Source organism: Streptomyces sp. NPDC050732 (assembly GCF_040654255.1).
Lineage (GTDB): Bacteria > Actinomycetota > Actinomycetes > Streptomycetales > Streptomycetaceae > Streptomyces.
Map to the genome: position 1 here is coordinate 1 of NZ_JBFAHP010000026.1, position 16,273 is coordinate 16,273.

17 protein-coding genes are annotated in these 16,273 nt (G+C 70.8%); 10 read left to right on the plus strand and 7 right to left on the minus strand.

Features of this window, described 5'->3' with window-relative positions:
• Positions 1 to 111: 111 nt before the first annotated feature.
• Genes AB0H82_RS23210 through AB0H82_RS23230 form a run of 5 tightly spaced genes read right to left on the minus strand, consistent with a single transcriptional unit; the run spans position 112 to position 2,776 of the window.
• Positions 112 to 933 (minus strand): isoprenyl transferase, encoded by an 822-nt coding sequence (locus AB0H82_RS23210; RefSeq protein ID WP_362995627.1) that lies wholly within the window; start codon positions 931 to 933, stop codon positions 112 to 114.
• A gap of 49 nt (positions 934 to 982) precedes the next feature.
• Complete coding sequence (gene recO / locus AB0H82_RS23215) at positions 983 to 1,735, minus strand: DNA repair protein RecO (protein WP_362995629.1); 753 nt, start codon at positions 1,733 to 1,735, stop codon at positions 983 to 985.
• Between the two features lie 28 nt (positions 1,736 to 1,763).
• Complete coding sequence (locus AB0H82_RS23220) at positions 1,764 to 2,216, minus strand: PIN domain-containing protein (protein ID WP_362995631.1); 453 nt, start codon at positions 2,214 to 2,216, stop codon at positions 1,764 to 1,766.
• Complete coding sequence (locus tag AB0H82_RS23225; RefSeq protein WP_362995633.1) at positions 2,209 to 2,502, minus strand: type II toxin-antitoxin system prevent-host-death family antitoxin; 294 nt, start codon at positions 2,500 to 2,502, stop codon at positions 2,209 to 2,211. Before AB0H82_RS23225 ends, AB0H82_RS23220 begins: the two co-directional genes overlap by 8 nt.
• Before the next feature lie 46 nt (positions 2,503 to 2,548).
• Positions 2,549 to 2,776, minus strand: coding sequence for a hypothetical protein (locus AB0H82_RS23230; protein WP_362995635.1), 228 nt, complete (start codon positions 2,774 to 2,776; stop codon positions 2,549 to 2,551).
• Between the two features lie 336 nt (positions 2,777 to 3,112).
• Here AB0H82_RS23230 and AB0H82_RS23235 point away from each other — a divergent pair, with 336 nt between their 5' ends.
• Entirely contained in the window at positions 3,113 to 3,946 is an 834-nt protein-coding gene (locus AB0H82_RS23235) for a helix-turn-helix transcriptional regulator (RefSeq protein ID WP_362995637.1), read from the plus strand.
• On the plus strand, positions 3,928 to 4,203 hold the full coding sequence (locus tag AB0H82_RS23240; RefSeq protein ID WP_362995639.1) for a DUF397 domain-containing protein: 276 nt from the start codon (positions 3,928 to 3,930) through the stop codon (positions 4,201 to 4,203). The genes AB0H82_RS23235 and AB0H82_RS23240 overlap by 19 nt, the downstream gene beginning before the upstream one ends.
• A gap of 28 nt (positions 4,204 to 4,231) precedes the next feature.
• On the opposite strand, the gene AB0H82_RS23245 is transcribed toward AB0H82_RS23240, so the two are convergent.
• A complete protein-coding gene (locus AB0H82_RS23245) occupies positions 4,232 to 5,020 on the minus strand; it encodes an isocitrate lyase/phosphoenolpyruvate mutase family protein (RefSeq protein WP_362995641.1) in 789 nt (262 codons plus the stop codon).
• A gap of 126 nt (positions 5,021 to 5,146) precedes the next feature.
• Here AB0H82_RS23245 and AB0H82_RS23250 point away from each other — a divergent pair, with 126 nt between their 5' ends.
• From AB0H82_RS23250 to AB0H82_RS23260, 3 genes are all read left to right on the plus strand, one after another.
• Positions 5,147 to 5,824, plus strand: a complete 678-nt coding sequence (locus AB0H82_RS23250) for an AIM24 family protein (RefSeq protein ID WP_362995643.1) — start codon at positions 5,147 to 5,149, stop codon at positions 5,822 to 5,824.
• Between the two features lie 104 nt (positions 5,825 to 5,928).
• Positions 5,929 to 6,444, plus strand: a complete 516-nt coding sequence (locus AB0H82_RS23255) for a PH domain-containing protein (RefSeq protein WP_362995645.1) — start codon at positions 5,929 to 5,931, stop codon at positions 6,442 to 6,444.
• An 89-nt stretch (positions 6,445 to 6,533) separates the two neighbouring features.
• Positions 6,534 to 8,030, plus strand: a complete 1,497-nt coding sequence (locus tag AB0H82_RS23260; protein ID WP_362995807.1) for a PH domain-containing protein — start codon at positions 6,534 to 6,536, stop codon at positions 8,028 to 8,030.
• Here the strand turns inward: AB0H82_RS23260 and AB0H82_RS23265 are convergent.
• Positions 7,975 to 9,273, minus strand: a complete 1,299-nt coding sequence (locus AB0H82_RS23265) for an aminotransferase class I/II-fold pyridoxal phosphate-dependent enzyme (protein ID WP_362995647.1) — start codon at positions 9,271 to 9,273, stop codon at positions 7,975 to 7,977. The genes AB0H82_RS23260 and AB0H82_RS23265 overlap by 56 nt on opposite strands.
• Positions 9,274 to 9,580: 307 nt before the next feature.
• On the opposite strand from AB0H82_RS23265, the gene AB0H82_RS23270 reads away from it, so the two are divergent.
• Genes AB0H82_RS23270 through AB0H82_RS23290 form a run of 5 tightly spaced genes read left to right on the plus strand, consistent with a single transcriptional unit; the run spans position 9,581 to position 16,238 of the window.
• Positions 9,581 to 11,197 (plus strand): ABC transporter substrate-binding protein, encoded by a 1,617-nt coding sequence (locus AB0H82_RS23270; RefSeq protein ID WP_362995809.1) that lies wholly within the window; start codon positions 9,581 to 9,583, stop codon positions 11,195 to 11,197.
• A gap of 28 nt (positions 11,198 to 11,225) precedes the next feature.
• Positions 11,226 to 12,185 (plus strand): ABC transporter permease, encoded by a 960-nt coding sequence (locus AB0H82_RS23275; RefSeq protein ID WP_362995649.1) that lies wholly within the window; start codon positions 11,226 to 11,228, stop codon positions 12,183 to 12,185.
• Positions 12,185 to 14,236, plus strand: a complete 2,052-nt coding sequence (locus AB0H82_RS23280) for a dipeptide/oligopeptide/nickel ABC transporter permease/ATP-binding protein (protein WP_362995651.1) — start codon at positions 12,185 to 12,187, stop codon at positions 14,234 to 14,236. The genes AB0H82_RS23275 and AB0H82_RS23280 overlap by 1 nt, the downstream gene beginning before the upstream one ends.
• Positions 14,233 to 15,306, plus strand: coding sequence for an ABC transporter ATP-binding protein (locus AB0H82_RS23285; RefSeq protein WP_362995653.1), 1,074 nt, complete (start codon positions 14,233 to 14,235; stop codon positions 15,304 to 15,306). The genes AB0H82_RS23280 and AB0H82_RS23285 overlap by 4 nt, the downstream gene beginning before the upstream one ends.
• Complete coding sequence (locus tag AB0H82_RS23290) at positions 15,303 to 16,238, plus strand: dihydrodipicolinate synthase family protein (RefSeq protein ID WP_362995655.1); 936 nt, start codon at positions 15,303 to 15,305, stop codon at positions 16,236 to 16,238. The genes AB0H82_RS23285 and AB0H82_RS23290 overlap by 4 nt, the downstream gene beginning before the upstream one ends.
• Positions 16,239 to 16,273 lie beyond the last annotated feature (35 nt).

The window sequence follows — 16,273 nt, forward strand, 5'->3', positions numbered from 1 at the left end:
TCCGTGGTGCCCGCCCCAAGGCGGGTGCTCCTTTTTGTGGGGTTACGTTTGTTGGGCGGCCCCCCCCGTCCGGGCGCCGGCGCGCCCCCACTCGGCCGTCCACGGGTCTGTCTAGCTCTCGGCGATCTGCTGCTCGTTCGGGATCGCGCCGCCGAAGCGCCGGTCGCGGGAGGCGTATTCGAGGCAGGCGCGCCACAGGTCGCGGCGGTCGAAGTCCGGCCACAGGACGTCCTGGAAGACCATCTCGGCGTAGGCGCTCTGCCACAGAAGGTAGTTGGAGGTGCGCTGCTCACCGGACGGGCGGAGGAAGAGGTCGACGTCCGGCATGTCCGGGTAGTACAGGTACTTCGCGAAGGTCTTCTCGTTGACCTTGGACGGGTTGAGGCGGCCCGCCTTCACGTCCTCCGCGATGGCCTGGGCCGCGTCCGCGATCTCGGCGCGGCCGCCGTAGTTCATGCAGAAGTACAGGGTCAGCTTGTCGTTGTCCTTGGTCTGCTCCTGGGAGATCTCCAGCTCCCTGGCGACCGACTTCCACAGCTTGGGCATCCGGCCCACCCAGCGCACCCGCACGCCGAGGTCGTCCAGCTGGTCGCGGGTCTTGCGGATGAAGTCGCGGTTGAAGTTCATCAGGAACTTCACCTCGTCCGGGGACCGCTTCCAGTTCTCCGTGGAGAAGGCGTAGAGCGAGATCGCGCCGACGCCCATCTCGATGCTGCCCTGCAGCACGTCGAGGACGCGCTCGGCGCCGACCTTGTGCCCCTCGGTGCGCGGCAGGCCGCGGTCCTTCGCCCAGCGTCCGTTGCCGTCCATGACGATCGCCACGTGCTGCGGGACCAGCTCACCGGGGATCTTCGGCGGTCGCGCGCCCGAGGGGTGGGGTTCGGGCAGCTGATACTCACGGCGGGACCGTCCGAGGATTCCGCGTCGTGCCATGGGGGGCTCTCTCCTACCTAGCTGTTCGCGCACGCGACGTACTCACCGTTCACGTGCCTTTCTCTACGTACCGCAAAGAGCGCAGTCCGCGCTCCAGGTGCCAGTGCAGATAGGCGGAAACAAGCCCGCTGCCCTCCCTGGCGTGCCGCGCCTCGCACGCGTCCGCCGTCTCCCAGTCGCCGGTGAGCAGCGCGCCGAGCAGCGTGAGCGTCTCCGCCGACGGTACGACGCTGCCGGGCACCCGGCAGTCGACGCAAATCGAGCCGCCCGCCGCGACGGAGAAGAAACGGTTCGGGCCCGGCATGCCGCATTTCGCACAGTCGGTGAAGCTGGGCGCGTAGCCGTTCACGGCGAGGGAGCGGAGCAGGAAGGCGTCGAGGACGAGGTGGGGCGCGTGTTCGCCGCGCGACAGGACGCGCAGGGCGCCGACGAGCAGCAGATACTGCTGCACCGCGGGCTCCCCCTCATGGTCCGTGAACCGCTCGGCGGTCTCCAGCATGGCCGTCCCGGCGGTGTAGCGCCCGTAGTCGGTGACGATCCCGCTACCGTACGGCGCGATGGTCTCGCTCTGCGTGCAGAGCGGCAGCCCGCGCCCGACGAGCTCACTTCCGCGCGCGAAGAACTGCACGTCGACGTGCGAGAACGGCTCAAGGCGGGCCCCGAACTTGGACTTGGTCCGCCGCACACCGCGGGCGACGGCGCGCACGCGTCCGTGACCGCGGGTGAGCAGCGTAATGATCCTGTCCGCCTCGCCCAGCTTCTGGGTGCGCAGCACGATGCCGTCGTCGCGGAACAGACTCATGGGGTCCATTCTCGCGTACGGATCGGCCTCACAGGTCGTCGGGGAGCAACCGGAACGCGCGGTGTGCGGTCAAGGGACGCATCATCCGGAAGTGCGCGTCGGCGGTCAGCATGTCGGCGGTCTGGAACGCCGCCGCGAGGGCCACGTTCATGGCATCCGCCAGACCGACACCCTTACCGCCCGCCGCATCGCCGTACCCTCGCATCACCGCCATGGCCCCGCGCAGGTGCGGAGCCGTCTCCGGGATCTCGAAGCGCCGCGCTTCCGCTTGGCGGGCGATGAAGTCGAGGGCGGTCATGGATGCCTGGGCTCCGACCCGCTGAGTCAGCAGGTAGTCGAGTTCGGTGAGCACCATGGGCGAGACGACCAGGTGCCCGATACGGGCAAGCGCCTCCTTGTGCGCCGCATGGCGCGGATCCTTCGGCGTGAACAAGCGGTACAGGGCGTTGGTGTCCGCGATCGCTACGGGAATGTCAGACATCCGCCGCCCCCATGCCACCCATACCGCGCAGGACGTCGTCGATCTCGTCGTCACTGAGGGCCGGCCCATCGAGGTCCGGAAGATCGAGCAGGCCCATCGGGTCGGTACGGAACGGGTAGGAGGGCTGCCCCAGACGTCCACCCCTCGGCACAATGTCCCCTATCGGTACGCCATCCTTCGTGATCGTCACTGTCTCGCCCGCCTCCACGCGGGCCATGACCCGGGACGTCTGCTGGTTGAGCTCGCGCAGGGGGACGTCATTGCCGCTCTCCGTGTTTCCAGCCATGATTTCAGCGTACTACTCGTTCTACATCCCGGCCTGTCCGCTCACGTCAAGGCACCTCGCCCCGGCTCCGGGCGTTCGCGTACGCCGTCGCCGCGCGCAGCCGTTCCGCCGTCGTCGCCGTGCGGATGGCTTCCGGGGCGCAGTCCCACTCGCGGCCCCCGCCGTAGGGGCGCAGCTGGACGTACGGACCCTCGTGGCCCATCACGCGCCCCACACGGCCACTGCGCGTGTCGACCACGTACGCGCCCACCGGAAGGTTCGCCGGAAAGCTCATGGCGCGCTCCTCAGCGCGGCCGCGAGGCGGGCCGCCGCGTCGGCCGAACACCCTCCCAATTCGATCCGCGGACACGGGGCCTCCCGGGCGACCGACGCCGGATCGACCCCCAATGACGGCAACACAATTCCCGCTCGCGTCAGCGCGGCGCGCAATTCCCTCACGGCTTCCTCCGCCTGTTCGACACATGCCTCTGCGTGGCGCTTTCCGTCCGCCTTCACGTGGCTCCCCTTCGCCTCCGGATTTCACTCTTCTCACCCCCACAGTGACGCACGCCACCTACACTCGGCAGGGGTCTGCCCTCTACAACTGCGGGGCAGTGAAAGGCGGTTGGCCATGGCCAATGGTTCGCGGCAAGCGGCCTGGGAGTTCTTCGGAGCCGAGCTGAAGCGACGCCGCGAGGAGGCGGGGCTCAGCCAGACCGCTCTGGGGGTACGGGTATTCGTATCCGGGGGATACATCGGCCAGTTCGAGCAGGCCATTCGAAAACCTCAGTTGGACGTGGCACAGCGCATTGATGAGGTGCTGCAAACCGATGGCTTTTTCGAACGGTTGTGGCGCAAGCTCATCAAGGATCAGCCTTTTACGGAGTACTTCGCGCACGCGGCGGAGCTGGAGCGGTTGGCGACGGAGATCTGCGACTTCGCACCGGCGGTCGTACCGGGGCTTCTGCAGACCCCCGAGTACGCGCGAGCGGTCTTCCTGGGCAGCAACCCGTTCGCCACCGACGAGTACGTCGAGGAGCTGATCAGGGGCCGCATGGACCGCGCGCTGCTCCTCGCGGACGCGGCACGACCCGTGTACTGGGCGGTCCTCCACGAGACCGTGCTGCTGGTGCCGGTCGGAGGTCACACCGTGATGGCCCGGCAGCTCGATCACATCGCGGCAATGGTGCGCGAGCGCAAGGTGCTGGTGCAGGTGCTGCCGTTCGCAGCCGGAGCGCACCCGGAGATGGGCAAGATGATGACGCTCATGGAGTTCGAGGATGCCCCGCCAACGATCTATACAGAAGCGGTGCTTTCGGGGAATCTCCTGGATGAACCGGCTGTGGTGAAGCGGACACGGGCGACTTACGATCTGCTCAGGGGAGTCTCGTTGTCGCCGGAGGCGTCCCTGGACCTGATCGAGTCGGTGTCGGAGGACTACAGACGATGCGCGAGTACGACCTGAGCAACGCCCGCTGGCGCAAGAGCAGCTACAGCGGCGGCAGCGGCGGGGAGTCATGCGTCGAGGTCGCATACGACTTCGTGGGCGCCGCCCGCTGGCGCAAGAGCAGCTACAGCAACGGCGAAGGCGGCAGCTGTGTCGAGGTCGCCGACGGAGTCGTAGGCGTCGTCCCCGTGCGGGACAGCAAGGTCCCCCAGGGCCCCGCCCTGGTGATAGGCACCGGCGCCTGGGCCGCGTTCGTGGCGATGGTGGCCCCGTAAGGGGCGCGGGGCTGTATCGATGTGCGGCTCAGGCGAAGGCCCCGGCCAGCGCCTGCGTCTCCGCGTACGAGGGGATGTCGGCGCTCACCGACAGGCTCCGCGCCGCCGCCACCGCCGCGCCCAGCGCCGCGCGGAACAGCAGTGAGCCGCAGCTGACCCGGCGTACGCCCGCCTCGGCGAGCTCCGGCACGGAGGGCCCCTCAGGAGCGTGGAGGGTGTTGAGCGGGGTGTCTGTAAGGCCCGAGGTCAGTTCGGAGATGATCCTCAGGTCGCGCAGGCCGGGTACGAACACCCCGTCCGCGCCCGCCCGACGGTAGGCGTCCAGTCGCTCCCCGGTCTCCGGGGCCTGCCCCGCGCCCGGCAACCAGTACGTGTCCGTGCGGGCGTTGACGAAGAGCCCGCCGGCCACGGACTCCCGTACGGCACGAAGGATCTCGCACTGGTGGGAGAGGTCCCGCAGCGTGCCGTCCGGGCGGCCGTCCTCGATGTTGACGCCGACGATTCCGGCGTCCGCCAACTCGGCGGCCAGAGCGGCCACTTCCTCGGGGCATTCGCTGAAGCCGCCCTCGATGTCGACGCTGACCAGCGCGTCGAGGCGGGAGAGGCCGCGGGCCAGCCGGACGGTCTCCGCCCGGGTCGCGCCCGTCCCGTCGGGCAGTCCCGCCGCGGCCGCCACGCCCAGGCTGGTCGTCCCGACCGCGCGGAACCCGGCGGTGGCGAGCGCGGCGGCCGACGCGTGGTCCCAGGCGTTGGGCAGCAGCAGGGGCGCACCGGCGCGGTGCAGGTCGCGGAACTCCTCGTAGCGGTGTGGCTTCATGCCACGACGGTAAGGGGGTGATGCTTCGGCGCGGGCCGAAGTGTGGCCGTGCCCGCGCCGAGGTGCTGGTCCGCGGAGTGGCGCGCTGCGCTTCCGTGCGCACCGGGCGTGGCTCAAGATGTGGGCATGAAGAGTGACTTGTTCGCCAGTGATCACATGGCTCAGCCGGCCCTCGCCCCCGGCATGACGCTTCAGAACGCCAAATCCATCAAGTACGCCGTGAACGGCGAGATGTTCGCCCGGCAGGGCGCCATGATCGCCTACCGGGGCGAGCTGCAGTTCGAACGCAAGGGGCAGGGCGTCGGCGGCATGCTCAAGCGCGCCATGACCGGCGAGGGGCTGCCGGTGATGGCCGTGCGCGGCAAGGGCGAGGCGTGGTTCGCGCACGAGGCGCAGAACTGCTTCGTCGTCGACATCGAGCCCGGCGACGTCCTCACGGTCAACGGCCGCAACGTCCTCTGCTTCGACGCGACCCTCTCGTACGAGATCAAGACCGTGAAGGGCTCGGGCATCGCCGGGGGCGGGCTGTTCAACAGTGTCTTCACCGGCAGTGGGCGGCTCGGCCTGGTCTGTGAGGGGAATCCGCTGGTCATCCCCGTGTCGCCGCAGCAGACCGTGTACGTCGACACGGACGCGGTGGTCGGCTGGACCGCCAACCTCAGCACGTCCCTGCACCGTTCGCAGTCCATCGGGTCGATGATCCGCGGCGGCTCGGGCGAGGCCGTGCAGCTGAAGCTGGAGGGTGAGGGGCACGTCATCGTGCGGCCGAGCGAGGTGACGCCGCAGAAGGCTCAGCAGCACTGAGCCCCCCGCGGCCCGCGGTGGTCGGTGGTCGGTGGTCGATTACCGGCCGAGTGCCGCTACAGGCGGTGAGCAGGCGTCTTGTGCGAGCAAGTACCTTTCGTCTCATGCTTGTCGACCAAGGAGACGAGAAGGCGGTCGTGCGGCTGCGTCCGCCGCGCCATCCCCTGGACCGCCGCGCCGTCGCCTGGTGGCGTACGCAACTGCTGCTGACGACGGCCGTCCCCGTGGGCGTCCTGGTCCTGCTCGCCGTGCTCATCGCGCCGGCCCGCTTCTGGCTGCTGCTGCCCGCCGTGGTCATCGCGGTGCCGGGGCTGCTCGCCGGGGTGCTGCTGCCGCTGTGGTGGTACAAGGTCCACCGCTGGGAGGTCACCGACGACGCGGTGTACGTGCGGACCGGCTTCTTCTGGATGGAGGGCCGGATCGCGCCGATGTCGCGGCTGCAGACCGTCGACACGATGCGCGGGCCCGTGCAACGGGTCTTCGGGCTGACGACCGTGACGGTCACCACGGCGTCCGCCAAGGGGGCGTTGAAGGTCAAGGGGCTCGATCACGCGACCGCCGCTGAACTGGCCGAGCGGCTCGCCCTTGTCACCCAGGCGACACCCGGGGACGCGACGTGAGCGGACTCGACCTGGGCGGGCTCGCCGAGTCCCCCGACGAGCCCGGCTGGCGGCGGCTCGACCGGCGTTCGCTGCTCGTCACCGTGCAGATGACCGGCGGTGTGGTGACCGCCATCGGCCTGCCGGTCACCCTCAGCTTCCAGGGCTGGGTCGACATGGGGCCCGTGATCGCGTGGGCGGTGGGGCTGAGTCTGCTGGTGATCGCGTGCGGCGTCGGCCTCGACGCGCTGCGCCTGCGCCACAGCCGCTACCGCGTCGGGCCCGAACGGGCCGAGCTGCGCAGCGGCATCCTCTTCGCCAAGCACCGCTCCCTGAGCCGCGAGCGGATACGTTCCGTCGACCTCGTCGCCCACCCGCTGCTGCGCCTCCTCGGCCTCGTCGAGGTCCGGATCGGCACCGGCGAGCAGAGCTCCGCCCAGGAGGCCACCCTCGAACTCCGCCCGGTCCGCAGGGCCGAGGGCGAGCGGCTGCGGCGCGAACTGCTCAGCCGGGCGGCCCCCGGCGCCGCGTCGGACGCGGAGGGCACGATCGCCGCCCTCGACCCCCGCTGGATCCGGTACGCCCCGCTGTCCTTCGTCACCTCCGCGCTCGCCGCCGCGGCGGGCGGCGCGGTGATGCAGGTCAGCGAGTGGTTCGGGGTGCAGGAGGAGGTCATCGCGTGGGTGGGCGACCTGTTCCGCGGGATGTCCGTGGCGGGCATCGTGCTCGCCCTGGTCGCGGGGGCGCTGGCCGCCGGATCGGTGGGGGCGCTCGGACTGTGGATCGAGATGTGGTGGAACTACCGCCTGGAGCGGGAGCCCGGCGGGACGCTGCGGGTGCGGCGCGGGCTGCTCACGACACGCTCGATCTCCCTTGAGGAGGCCCGGCTGCGCGGTGTCGACGTGGTGGAGCCGCTGGGCCTGCGGCTGTCGGGCGCGGCCCGCGTCGACGCGGTCGCCACGGGTCTGTCCCGCCGTGACGAGGAGGACCAGGCGGGCCCCAGCACCCTGCTGCCCGCCGCGCCGCGCCGGCTCGCCGACGAGGTGGCGGCGCGCGTCCTGCGGGAACCGGTGACGCCCACCGCCGCGCGGCTCACGGCGCACCCGCGGGCGGCGCGGGCCCGGCGCATCCGCTGGGCGGTGTCGGCGGCGCTGGCGCCCGCGCTGGTCCTGCTGCTGCTCGGGGCGCTCACCGGCCTGCCGGCCCTGACGTATCTGGGGGCGGGCGTCGCGGTGGTCCTCGTGCCGGCCGCGGTGGCGCTCGCCTGCGACGCGTACCGCAGCCTGGGGCACGCGCTCGACGCCGACTACCTGGTCGTACGCTCCGGCACGCTGCGGCGCTCCACGGTGGCGCTGCGCCGCGGCGGCGTCATCGGCTGGACGGTCAAGCAGTCCGTGCTCCAGCGCCGGGCGGGCCTGATCACCCTGAGCGCGACGACGGCCGCGGGCGCGCAGGCGTACGCGGCGTACGACGTGGACGAGGCGGAGGGACTGACGTTCGCCGAGCGGGCGGTGCCCGGACTGCTGGGACCGTTCCTGTGTCCGGTCGGGCTCAGCGAGCCGCCCGGGCCCGCTGCTCGTAGCCCACGAGGCGCACACACACGGTGAGGCCCTTGATCGCCTGTTCGAGCTCCGCGAGGCCGGGGTAGCTGGGCGCGACGCGGATGACGGCGTCGCGCGGGTCGCCACCGTACGGGTGCGTGGCCCCGGCCGGGGTGAGGACGATCCCCGCTTCGGCGGCGCGGCGCACGACGTCCTTGGCGCAGCCGTCCGGGACTTCGAGGGTCACGAAGTAGCCGCCCTTGGGGGAGGTCCATGTCGCGAGGCCGGTGCCACCGAGCTCCGCGTCCAGGATGCGGGCGACCGTCTCGAACTTGGGCTGCAGCAGGGCGCGCTGGCGCTCCATGTGGGCGCGTACGCCGTCCGCGTCCTTCAGGAACATCACGTGCCGCAGCTGGTTGACCTTGTCCGGGCCGATGGACCGCTTCTGGTTGTTGGCGAGGAGCCACTTCACGTTGGCGGGCGACGAGCCGAAGAAGGCGACGCCCGCGCCCGCCGCGGTGATCTTCGAGGTGGAGCCGAAGACGAAGGCGCGGTCCTCGTGCCCGGCCGCCGTGCAGGCGGCGAGCAGGTCGGCGATCTCGGCGGGCTCGTCGGTGAGGTGGTGGGCGGCGTACGCGTTGTCCCAGAAGATGCGGAAGTCCGGGGCGGCGGTGGGCATCGCGGCGAGGCGGGCCACGGTCTCGTCGCTGTAGACGACGCCGTCGGGGTTGCTGTACTTCGGCACGCACCAGATGCCCTTGACCGCCGGGTTGTCGGCGACGAGGCGCTCGACCTCGTCCATGTCGGGGCCTTCGGCGGTCATCGGCACGGGGATCATGTCGATGCCGAACCGCTCGCAGAGCGCGAAGTGCCGGTCGTAGCCGGGCACCGGGCAGAGAAACGCGACGCGCTCCTGGTCCACCCAGCGCGACTCGGCGCCGGGCAGCACGCCGAGGAGGGCGTGCACGAGGCAGTCGTGCATCAGCTCCAGGCTGGAGTTGCCGAGCGCGAGCAGCTGCCCCGCGGGCACCTGGAGCAGCTCGGCGAAGATCTCCCGGAGCTCGGGCAGGCCCTGGAGGCCGCCGTAGTTGCGCACGTCGGTGCCGTCGGCGGCGGTGTGCCGTCCACCGGGCAGGCTCAGCAGGTCCTCGGCGAGGTCGAGCTGCTCGGGCGCCGGCTTGCCCCGCGTCAGGTCGAGGGAGAGCCCGCGCCCGGCGAGCTCGTCGTAGTCCCGCCGGGCCCGGTCGAGCAGTCCGGCGAGGGCCGGGGCGTCGGGGGCCGTGGCGTCGGGGCTCAGCTCGGTGGTCATGGTGTCGCCTCTCGCAGGTACCGCTTCGGTGGATCGGATGGATCGGATGGCTCGACGGGTGAGCGTCCCGAGGATACAAACCGGCACGCGCCCCCCACCTGAACGCCCGCACCGCGAGACCGCGAGCCCCGCGCGGCCCCCGCCGACGCCAGTCTGAACCCACGTCTCCCACCCGCACGAGTCCCCCGTCCGGAGTCTTGACCAGCCCCCCTCCCGCTCCTATCGTCGCCACGCCACCCATGACGTAGGACGTGGGACCTCTTAGGTAGGCAAGGGAGACACAGTGACCGATCTGCCCTCTCCGACCATGCGCCGCGCCGTCCCGCCGGACCGCCGGGCCTTCCTCAAGTACTCGGGTGCGCTGAGCGCGGCCGCCGCCGTCACGACCACGCTCTCCGCCTGCTCGGGGCCCGAGTCCACCAACGAGACCGGGGGCGGCGGGCAGGGCGGCGAGTCGACGCTCACGGCTGTGATCGGATACGGGAACGACGGGAGCTGGGATCCGACCCAGACCGCGTCCGCCTTCGCGATGGCCGGCAATGAGCATATTTATGAGGGGCTGCTCGGGACCGATCCCCTCACTCGTGAGCCGTACGCCGCGCTCGCCACGGAGATCCCGAACGACCTCAAGGCGACGACGTGGAAGTTCACCCTGCGCCCGGGGGCCAAGTGGCACGACGGGAAGCCCGTCACCGCCGACGACGTCGTGTTCGTCTTCGACCGGATCCTCGATCCGAAGACCCAGACCCTCGCCAAGGGCTTCTTCGCGAGCTGGCTGAAGGAGGTCAGGAAGGTCGACGCGACCTCCGTCGAGCTGGTCCTCAAGTTTCCGTTCCCCGACGGCGCCGCCCGGCTCTCCCTCGCCAAGATCATGCCGAAGCACGTGTTCGGCGAGCCCGGCGCCTGGGACGAGGCGACCAAGGGGAAGGCGGTGGGGTCGGGACCGTACAAGCAGGCCTCGCACCACCCCAAGTCGAACACGACCTTCGAGGCCTTCGACGACTACAACGGCCCGCGCAAGGCCGCCTTCAAGAAGATGAACTGGCTGACCATCGTGGACGCCGCGCCGCGCGTCGCGAAGATCTCCGGCGGCAGCGCCGACGCGGAGATCGCCGACAACATCCCGTACGCCAACATCGAGCAGCTGAAGAAGGGCGGGATGACCGTCGAGGGCGGGGCCGGGATGAACAACCTCTTCCTGCTCTTCAACACGGCCCACAAGCCGTTCGACGACGTCCGCGTGCGGCAGGCCCTGCACTACGCCATCGACCGCGACAAGATGATCGAGGCCGCCCTCAAGGGCCACGGCAAGGCATCCACCTCCTTCCTCAACGAGGCCAACCCCTCCTACCGGCCCGCCAAAAAGGTCTACGGATACGACCTGGCCAAGGCGAAGAAGCTGCTCATGGAGGCGGGCGTCGGCTCGCTGAAGATCAACCTCATGGCCGTCAACGTGAGCTGGATCGTGGACTGCCTGCCGACCATCCAGGACGGCTGGGAGAAGCTCGGCGTCGAGGTCACCCTCGACCCGCAGGAGACCACCGCCGTCTTCACCAAGCTGGACCAGAAGAAGGACTTCCAGATCGTCGCGGCCGCCTCGAACCCCAACCAGTTCGGGCTCGACGCCGACCTGATCATGCGCTACAACTACGGCCCCGAGAACCTGTGGATGGCGTATGCGCGCTGGGCCGACAACGCCGTCGCCCGCAAGCTCTTCAAGGACATGGACGCCGCCACCCGCGAGCCGGAGGCCGGGCGCAAGAAGACCATGGTCCAGGCGTACATCGACACCGTGGCCGAACAGGCCGTCCTCTACCCCGTCGTCCACAACGAACTCATGACCGCCTGGGACCCGAAGAAGGTCACCGGCGTCAAGGCCCAGCCGTACCCCGGGATCAACCTGCTGCAGGCCAAGTGGGTGTGAGCGCCGCACAGTTCAGGAGTCGTACGCCGTGACCGCAGTCCTCAGAATCCTGGCCCGCCGCGTCGCCCTGCTCGTCCCGCTGCTGCTCGGCATCGTGCTCTTCGTGTTCCTCGTGATGCGCTTCTCGGACGTCGACCCGGCATCCGCGTTCTTCCAGGGCGCCAACCCGACACCCGAGCAACTGCACGAGTTCCGCGAGGAGAACGGGCTCCTCGACCCGCTGCCCGTCCGCTACGTCGCCTTCGTCGGTGACCTGCTCCAGGGCGACATGGGCATCAGCGTCCTCAACCGCTCCCCCGTCGTCGACCAGGTCACCACCGCCCTGCCGCTCACCGTGCAGCTCACCTTCCTCGGGCTCGGCATCGCGGTCGTCCTCTCCCTCACCCTCGGCGTCACCGCGGCCATCTACCGCGACCGCCTCCCCGACCAGCTGATCCGCGTCGTCTCCCTGACCGGCGTCGCGGCGCCCGGCTTCTGGCTGGCGCTGCTGATGATCCAGTACCTGGCCGTGGACCTCGGCTGGTTCCCGACCGGCGGCTACATCAACCCCGCCGACTCCCTCACCGGCTGGCTCAAGACCATGACGCTGCCCGCTCTCGCGCTCTCCCTGCCGGTCGCCGCGGGCCTCACCCGCATCATCCGCACCTCCGTGGTCGAGGAGCTCGACAAGGACTACGTACGGACAGCCATCGGCAACGGGCTGCCCCCGGTGGTCGTCGTCGGCCGCAACGTCCTGCGCAACGCCCTCATCAACCCGCTCACCGTCCTCGGCCTGCGCGTCGGCTATCTGCTCGGCGGCGCCGTCGTCATCGAGACGATCTTCTCGCTGCCCGGCATGGGGAAGCTGATGATCGACGCCGTGAAGAACGGCGACCCCGCCGTCGTGCAGGGCGTCGTCATCACCACCGCCGTCGGCTTCGTCGTCGTGAACCTCGTCATCGACGTCCTCCACCTGCTGGTCAACCCGCGTCTGAGGGGGTCGAGTTGATGTTCACCTCACGCAAGGCGCTCACCGAACGCCTCACCGTGCCCGGCCTGCGCGTCCGCTCCTTCCGCAAGCTCCCCGTCCTGTCCCGGATCGCGGTCTGCGTCGTCGGACTCGTCGTCCTGGTGGCGCTGTTCGCCCCACTCATCGCCCCGCACGACCCGCTCGACCAGCAGCCCCAGACCGACGGCACAGGCCACCCCTCCGCCGACCACTGGATGGGCCAGGACAGCCTGGGCCGCGACATCCTCAGCCGGCTCATGTACGGGGCGCGCTGGTCGCTGGCCATCGGGCTCGGCGCCACCCTGCTCGCCCTCGTCGCCGGCGCCCTCATCGGCGCCGTCGCGGCGACCTCCCGCAAGGCCGTCGACGAAACGCTGATGCGCTGCCTCGACGTCGTCATGGCGTTCCCGGGGATCGCGCTCGCCGCCGTGCTCGTCGCGGTCTTCGGCGGCGGCATCCTCGTCCTGATCTGCGCCATCGCCTTCCTCTTCACCCCGCCCATCGCCCGCGTCGTACGGGCCAACGTCCTCGACCAGTACGGCGAGGACTACGTCGTCGCCGAACGCGTCCTGGGCGCCCGCACCCCGCACATCCTGATCCGCCACGTCGCCGTGAACTGCGCGGCGCCCGTCCTGGTCTTCTGCACCGTGCAGGTCGCCGAGGCCATCGTGTTCGAGGCGTCGCTCTCCTTCATCGGCGCCGGGGTGCGGCCCCCCGACCCGTCCTGGGGCAGCGTCATCGCCGACGGCAAGAACATGGTCCTGATCGGCGGCTGGTGGGCGACGGTCTTCCCCGGGCTCCTGATGCTGCTCACCGTCCTCGCCCTGAACATCCTCTCCGAGGGCGTGTCGGACGCCTGGGCGGCCCCTTCCGGCCGCGACGTCGCGGGGTCCGCCCGCACGCAGGACCGCCTGGAGACCCCCGAGCCCGGCAGCGGCCGCGTCCTCGAACTCCCCGGCCTCACGGAGGCCGCCCACCGCCTGCGCTCCCGCGCCCGCCCCCTCCCGGCCGGTGAGCCGGTCCTCTCCGTGACCGACCTGACCATCTCCTTCCCCGAGCGCCACGCGGGCGTGGAAATCGTCGACGGCATCAGCTTCGACGTACGCCCCGGTGAAGTGCTCGGCCTCGTCGGCGAGTCGGGCTGCGGCAAGTCACTGACCGCGCTGACGGTGATGGGCCTGGAGCCGAAGGGCGCCCGCGTCGGCGGCCGCGTCCTCTTCGACGGACAGGAACTGACCGGCCTGCCGATGCGCGCCCGGCGCCGCCTGCTCGGCCACGACATGGCGATGATCTACCAGGACGCCCTCTCCTCCCTGAACCCGGCGATGACGGTCCGCTCCCAGCTCAAACAGGTCGTACGAAGGGGCGGCCGCCGCACGGCCGTCGAACTCCTCGAACTCGTCGGCCTCGACCCCGAACGCACCCTGCGCAGCTACCCGCACGAGCTGTCCGGCGGCCAGCGCCAGCGCGTCCTGATCGCCATGGCCCTCTCCCGCGACCCGAAGCTGATCGTCGCCGACGAGCCGACGACCGCGCTCGACGTCACCGTGCAGGCACAGATCATCCAGCTGCTGCTGCGGCTGCGCGAAGAGCTGGGCTTCGCGCTGATCCTCGTCTCCCACGACCTGGCGCTCGTCGCCGACGTCACGGACCGGGTCGTGGTGATGTACGGCGGCCAGATCGTCGAGACGGGCGTGACGGCGGACCTCGTGGAGTCCCCCGCGCACCACTACACGCGCGGACTGCTCGGCTCGGTGCTCTCCCTGGAGTCGGCGGCGCAACGCCTCACCCAGATCAAGGGCGTGGTGCCGTCCCCGACGGACTTCCCGCGGGGGTGCAGGTTCGCGGACAGGTGCCCGCTGGCGAGCGAGGTGTGCCGTACGACGACACCGGAGCTGGCGGGTGCTTCCGGGCACGCAGCCGCCTGCCACCACCCGGCGACGCGCCCTGGAGAAGCCCCTTCAGGGGCGGCTTCAGGGGCGCGGGCAGTATCAACAGGTGGCTCCGCCACCGGGGCGCGACCAGCCACGACGGAGCGTGAGGCGAAATGACGACCCCCCTCGTCGAGTTGGACGACGTCCACGTAGTGCACAAGGCCAGGTCCGGCGGCCTGTTCTCCCGGGACAGGGTGTACGCCCTGACCGGAGCCACCCTCACCGTCGCCGGAGGCGAAACCGTCGGCATCGTAGGAGAGTCCGGCTGCGGCAAGTCGACCCTCGCCAAGGTCCTCGTGGGCGCCCAGCGACCCACCACGGGAACCGTCTCCTTCCGCGCCCACGACCTGTGGAGGATGACACCCGCCGAGAGGAGGAGTTCCATCGGCTCCCACACGGGCATGATCTTCCAGGACCCGTCGACCGCCCTGAACCGCAGGCTCCCGGTCGGACGGATACTCCGTGACCCTCTCGACGTGCACAAGCGAGGGACACCGAGGGAACGCGCCGACCGAGTAAGGGAGTTGATGGCGCTGGTCGGTCTGCCGAAGGCACTCGCCGACGGGCTGCCCGGCCAGCTGTCCGGCGGTCAGCGGCAGCGCGTGGCGATCGCCCGCGCCCTCGCGCTCGAACCCGACCTGCTGGTCGCCGACGAGCCGACGAGCGCCCTCGACGTGTCCGTCCGCGCCCAGATCCTCAACCTGCTCCTCGACCTGAAGGAACGCCTGGGCCTCGCCCTCGTGTTCGTGTCCCACGACATCCAGACCGTACGCAGGATGAGCGACCGGGTCGTCACGATGTACCTCGGCCGGATCGTCGAGGAGGCCCCGGCCGCGGAGATCCTGGACCGCGCCCGGCACCCGTACACCCGCGCCCTGTTCTCCGCGACGCCCGGACTGCTCGACCCCATCGACCCGATTCCGCTGGTCGGCCCCGTACCGTCGGCGACCCGTCCGCCGAGCGGCTGCCCGTTCCGCACCCGCTGCTGGAAGGCGGACGAGGTGTGCGCCACCGCCATGCCGGACGCCCGGTCGGCGGGCGCGGGGCACCGGTTCCGCTGCTTTCACCCCGTCGACGAGGGGGAGTCGACCCACGAGCTCGTCACCCAGGCCGCCGCCACAGCCACCACAGCCGCCGCCACGGCATCCGGCACGGCCTCTGTCACCGCACCGAGGGAGCATCCATGACCCTTCCCACCCCGCTGACCGGTGTCGTCCCGCCCGTCTGCACGCCCCTGACACCGGACCGCGAGGTGGACACCTCCTCCCTCACCAGGCTCGTCGACCACCTGGTCGCGGGCGGTGTCGACGGTCTGTTCGTGCTCGGCTCGACCTCGGAGGTCGCATATCTGACGGACCGGCAGCGGGCGCTCGTCGTCGACACGGTCGTCCGGCACGTGGACGGCCGGCTGCCCGTCCTCGCCGGGGTGATCGACATGACCACACCCCGCGTCCTGGACCACGCGCGGGCAGCGGCCCGGGCGGGCGCGGACGCGGTCGTGGTCACCGCGCCCTTCTACACGCGGACCCATCCGGCCGAGATCGACCGCCACTTCCGGCTGGTCGCGGCGGGCTGCGCGGTGCCGGTCCTCGCGTACGACCTGCCGATGGCGGTGCACTCCAAGCTCGGCGCGGGCCTGGTCCTCGACCTGGCCCGGGACGGCGTCCTCGCGGGGCTGAAGGACTCCAGCGGCGACGAAGGCTCCTTCCGGAGCGTCGTCCTCGGCAAGCGGTCGGATCCGGGGCTCGCCGGGTTCAGCGTCCTCACCGGGTCGGAGGTGACGGCCGACTCGGCGCTCGCGATGGGCGCGGACGGCGTCGTGCCCGGCCTCGGGAACGTGGACCCCGGCGGGTACGTGCGCCTCCACCGGGCGTGCCGGGAGGGCGACTGGGCGCGGGCCCGGGCCGAACAGGAGCGGCTGTGCGGCCTGTTCGGGATGGTGGCGGCCGGGGATGCGGCGCGGATGGGCGGGAGTTCGTCGGCGCTCGGCGCGTTCAAGGCGGCGCTGCGGCTGCGCGGGGTGATCGACTGCGCGGCCACGGCGGAGCCGCAGATCCCGCTGTCACGTGCGGAGACGGAACGGGTCGGCGAGCACCTGGCGACGGCCGGGCTGCTGTGACGCTCCCCCTGCACGCGTAAGAGAAGCCGCCGTCA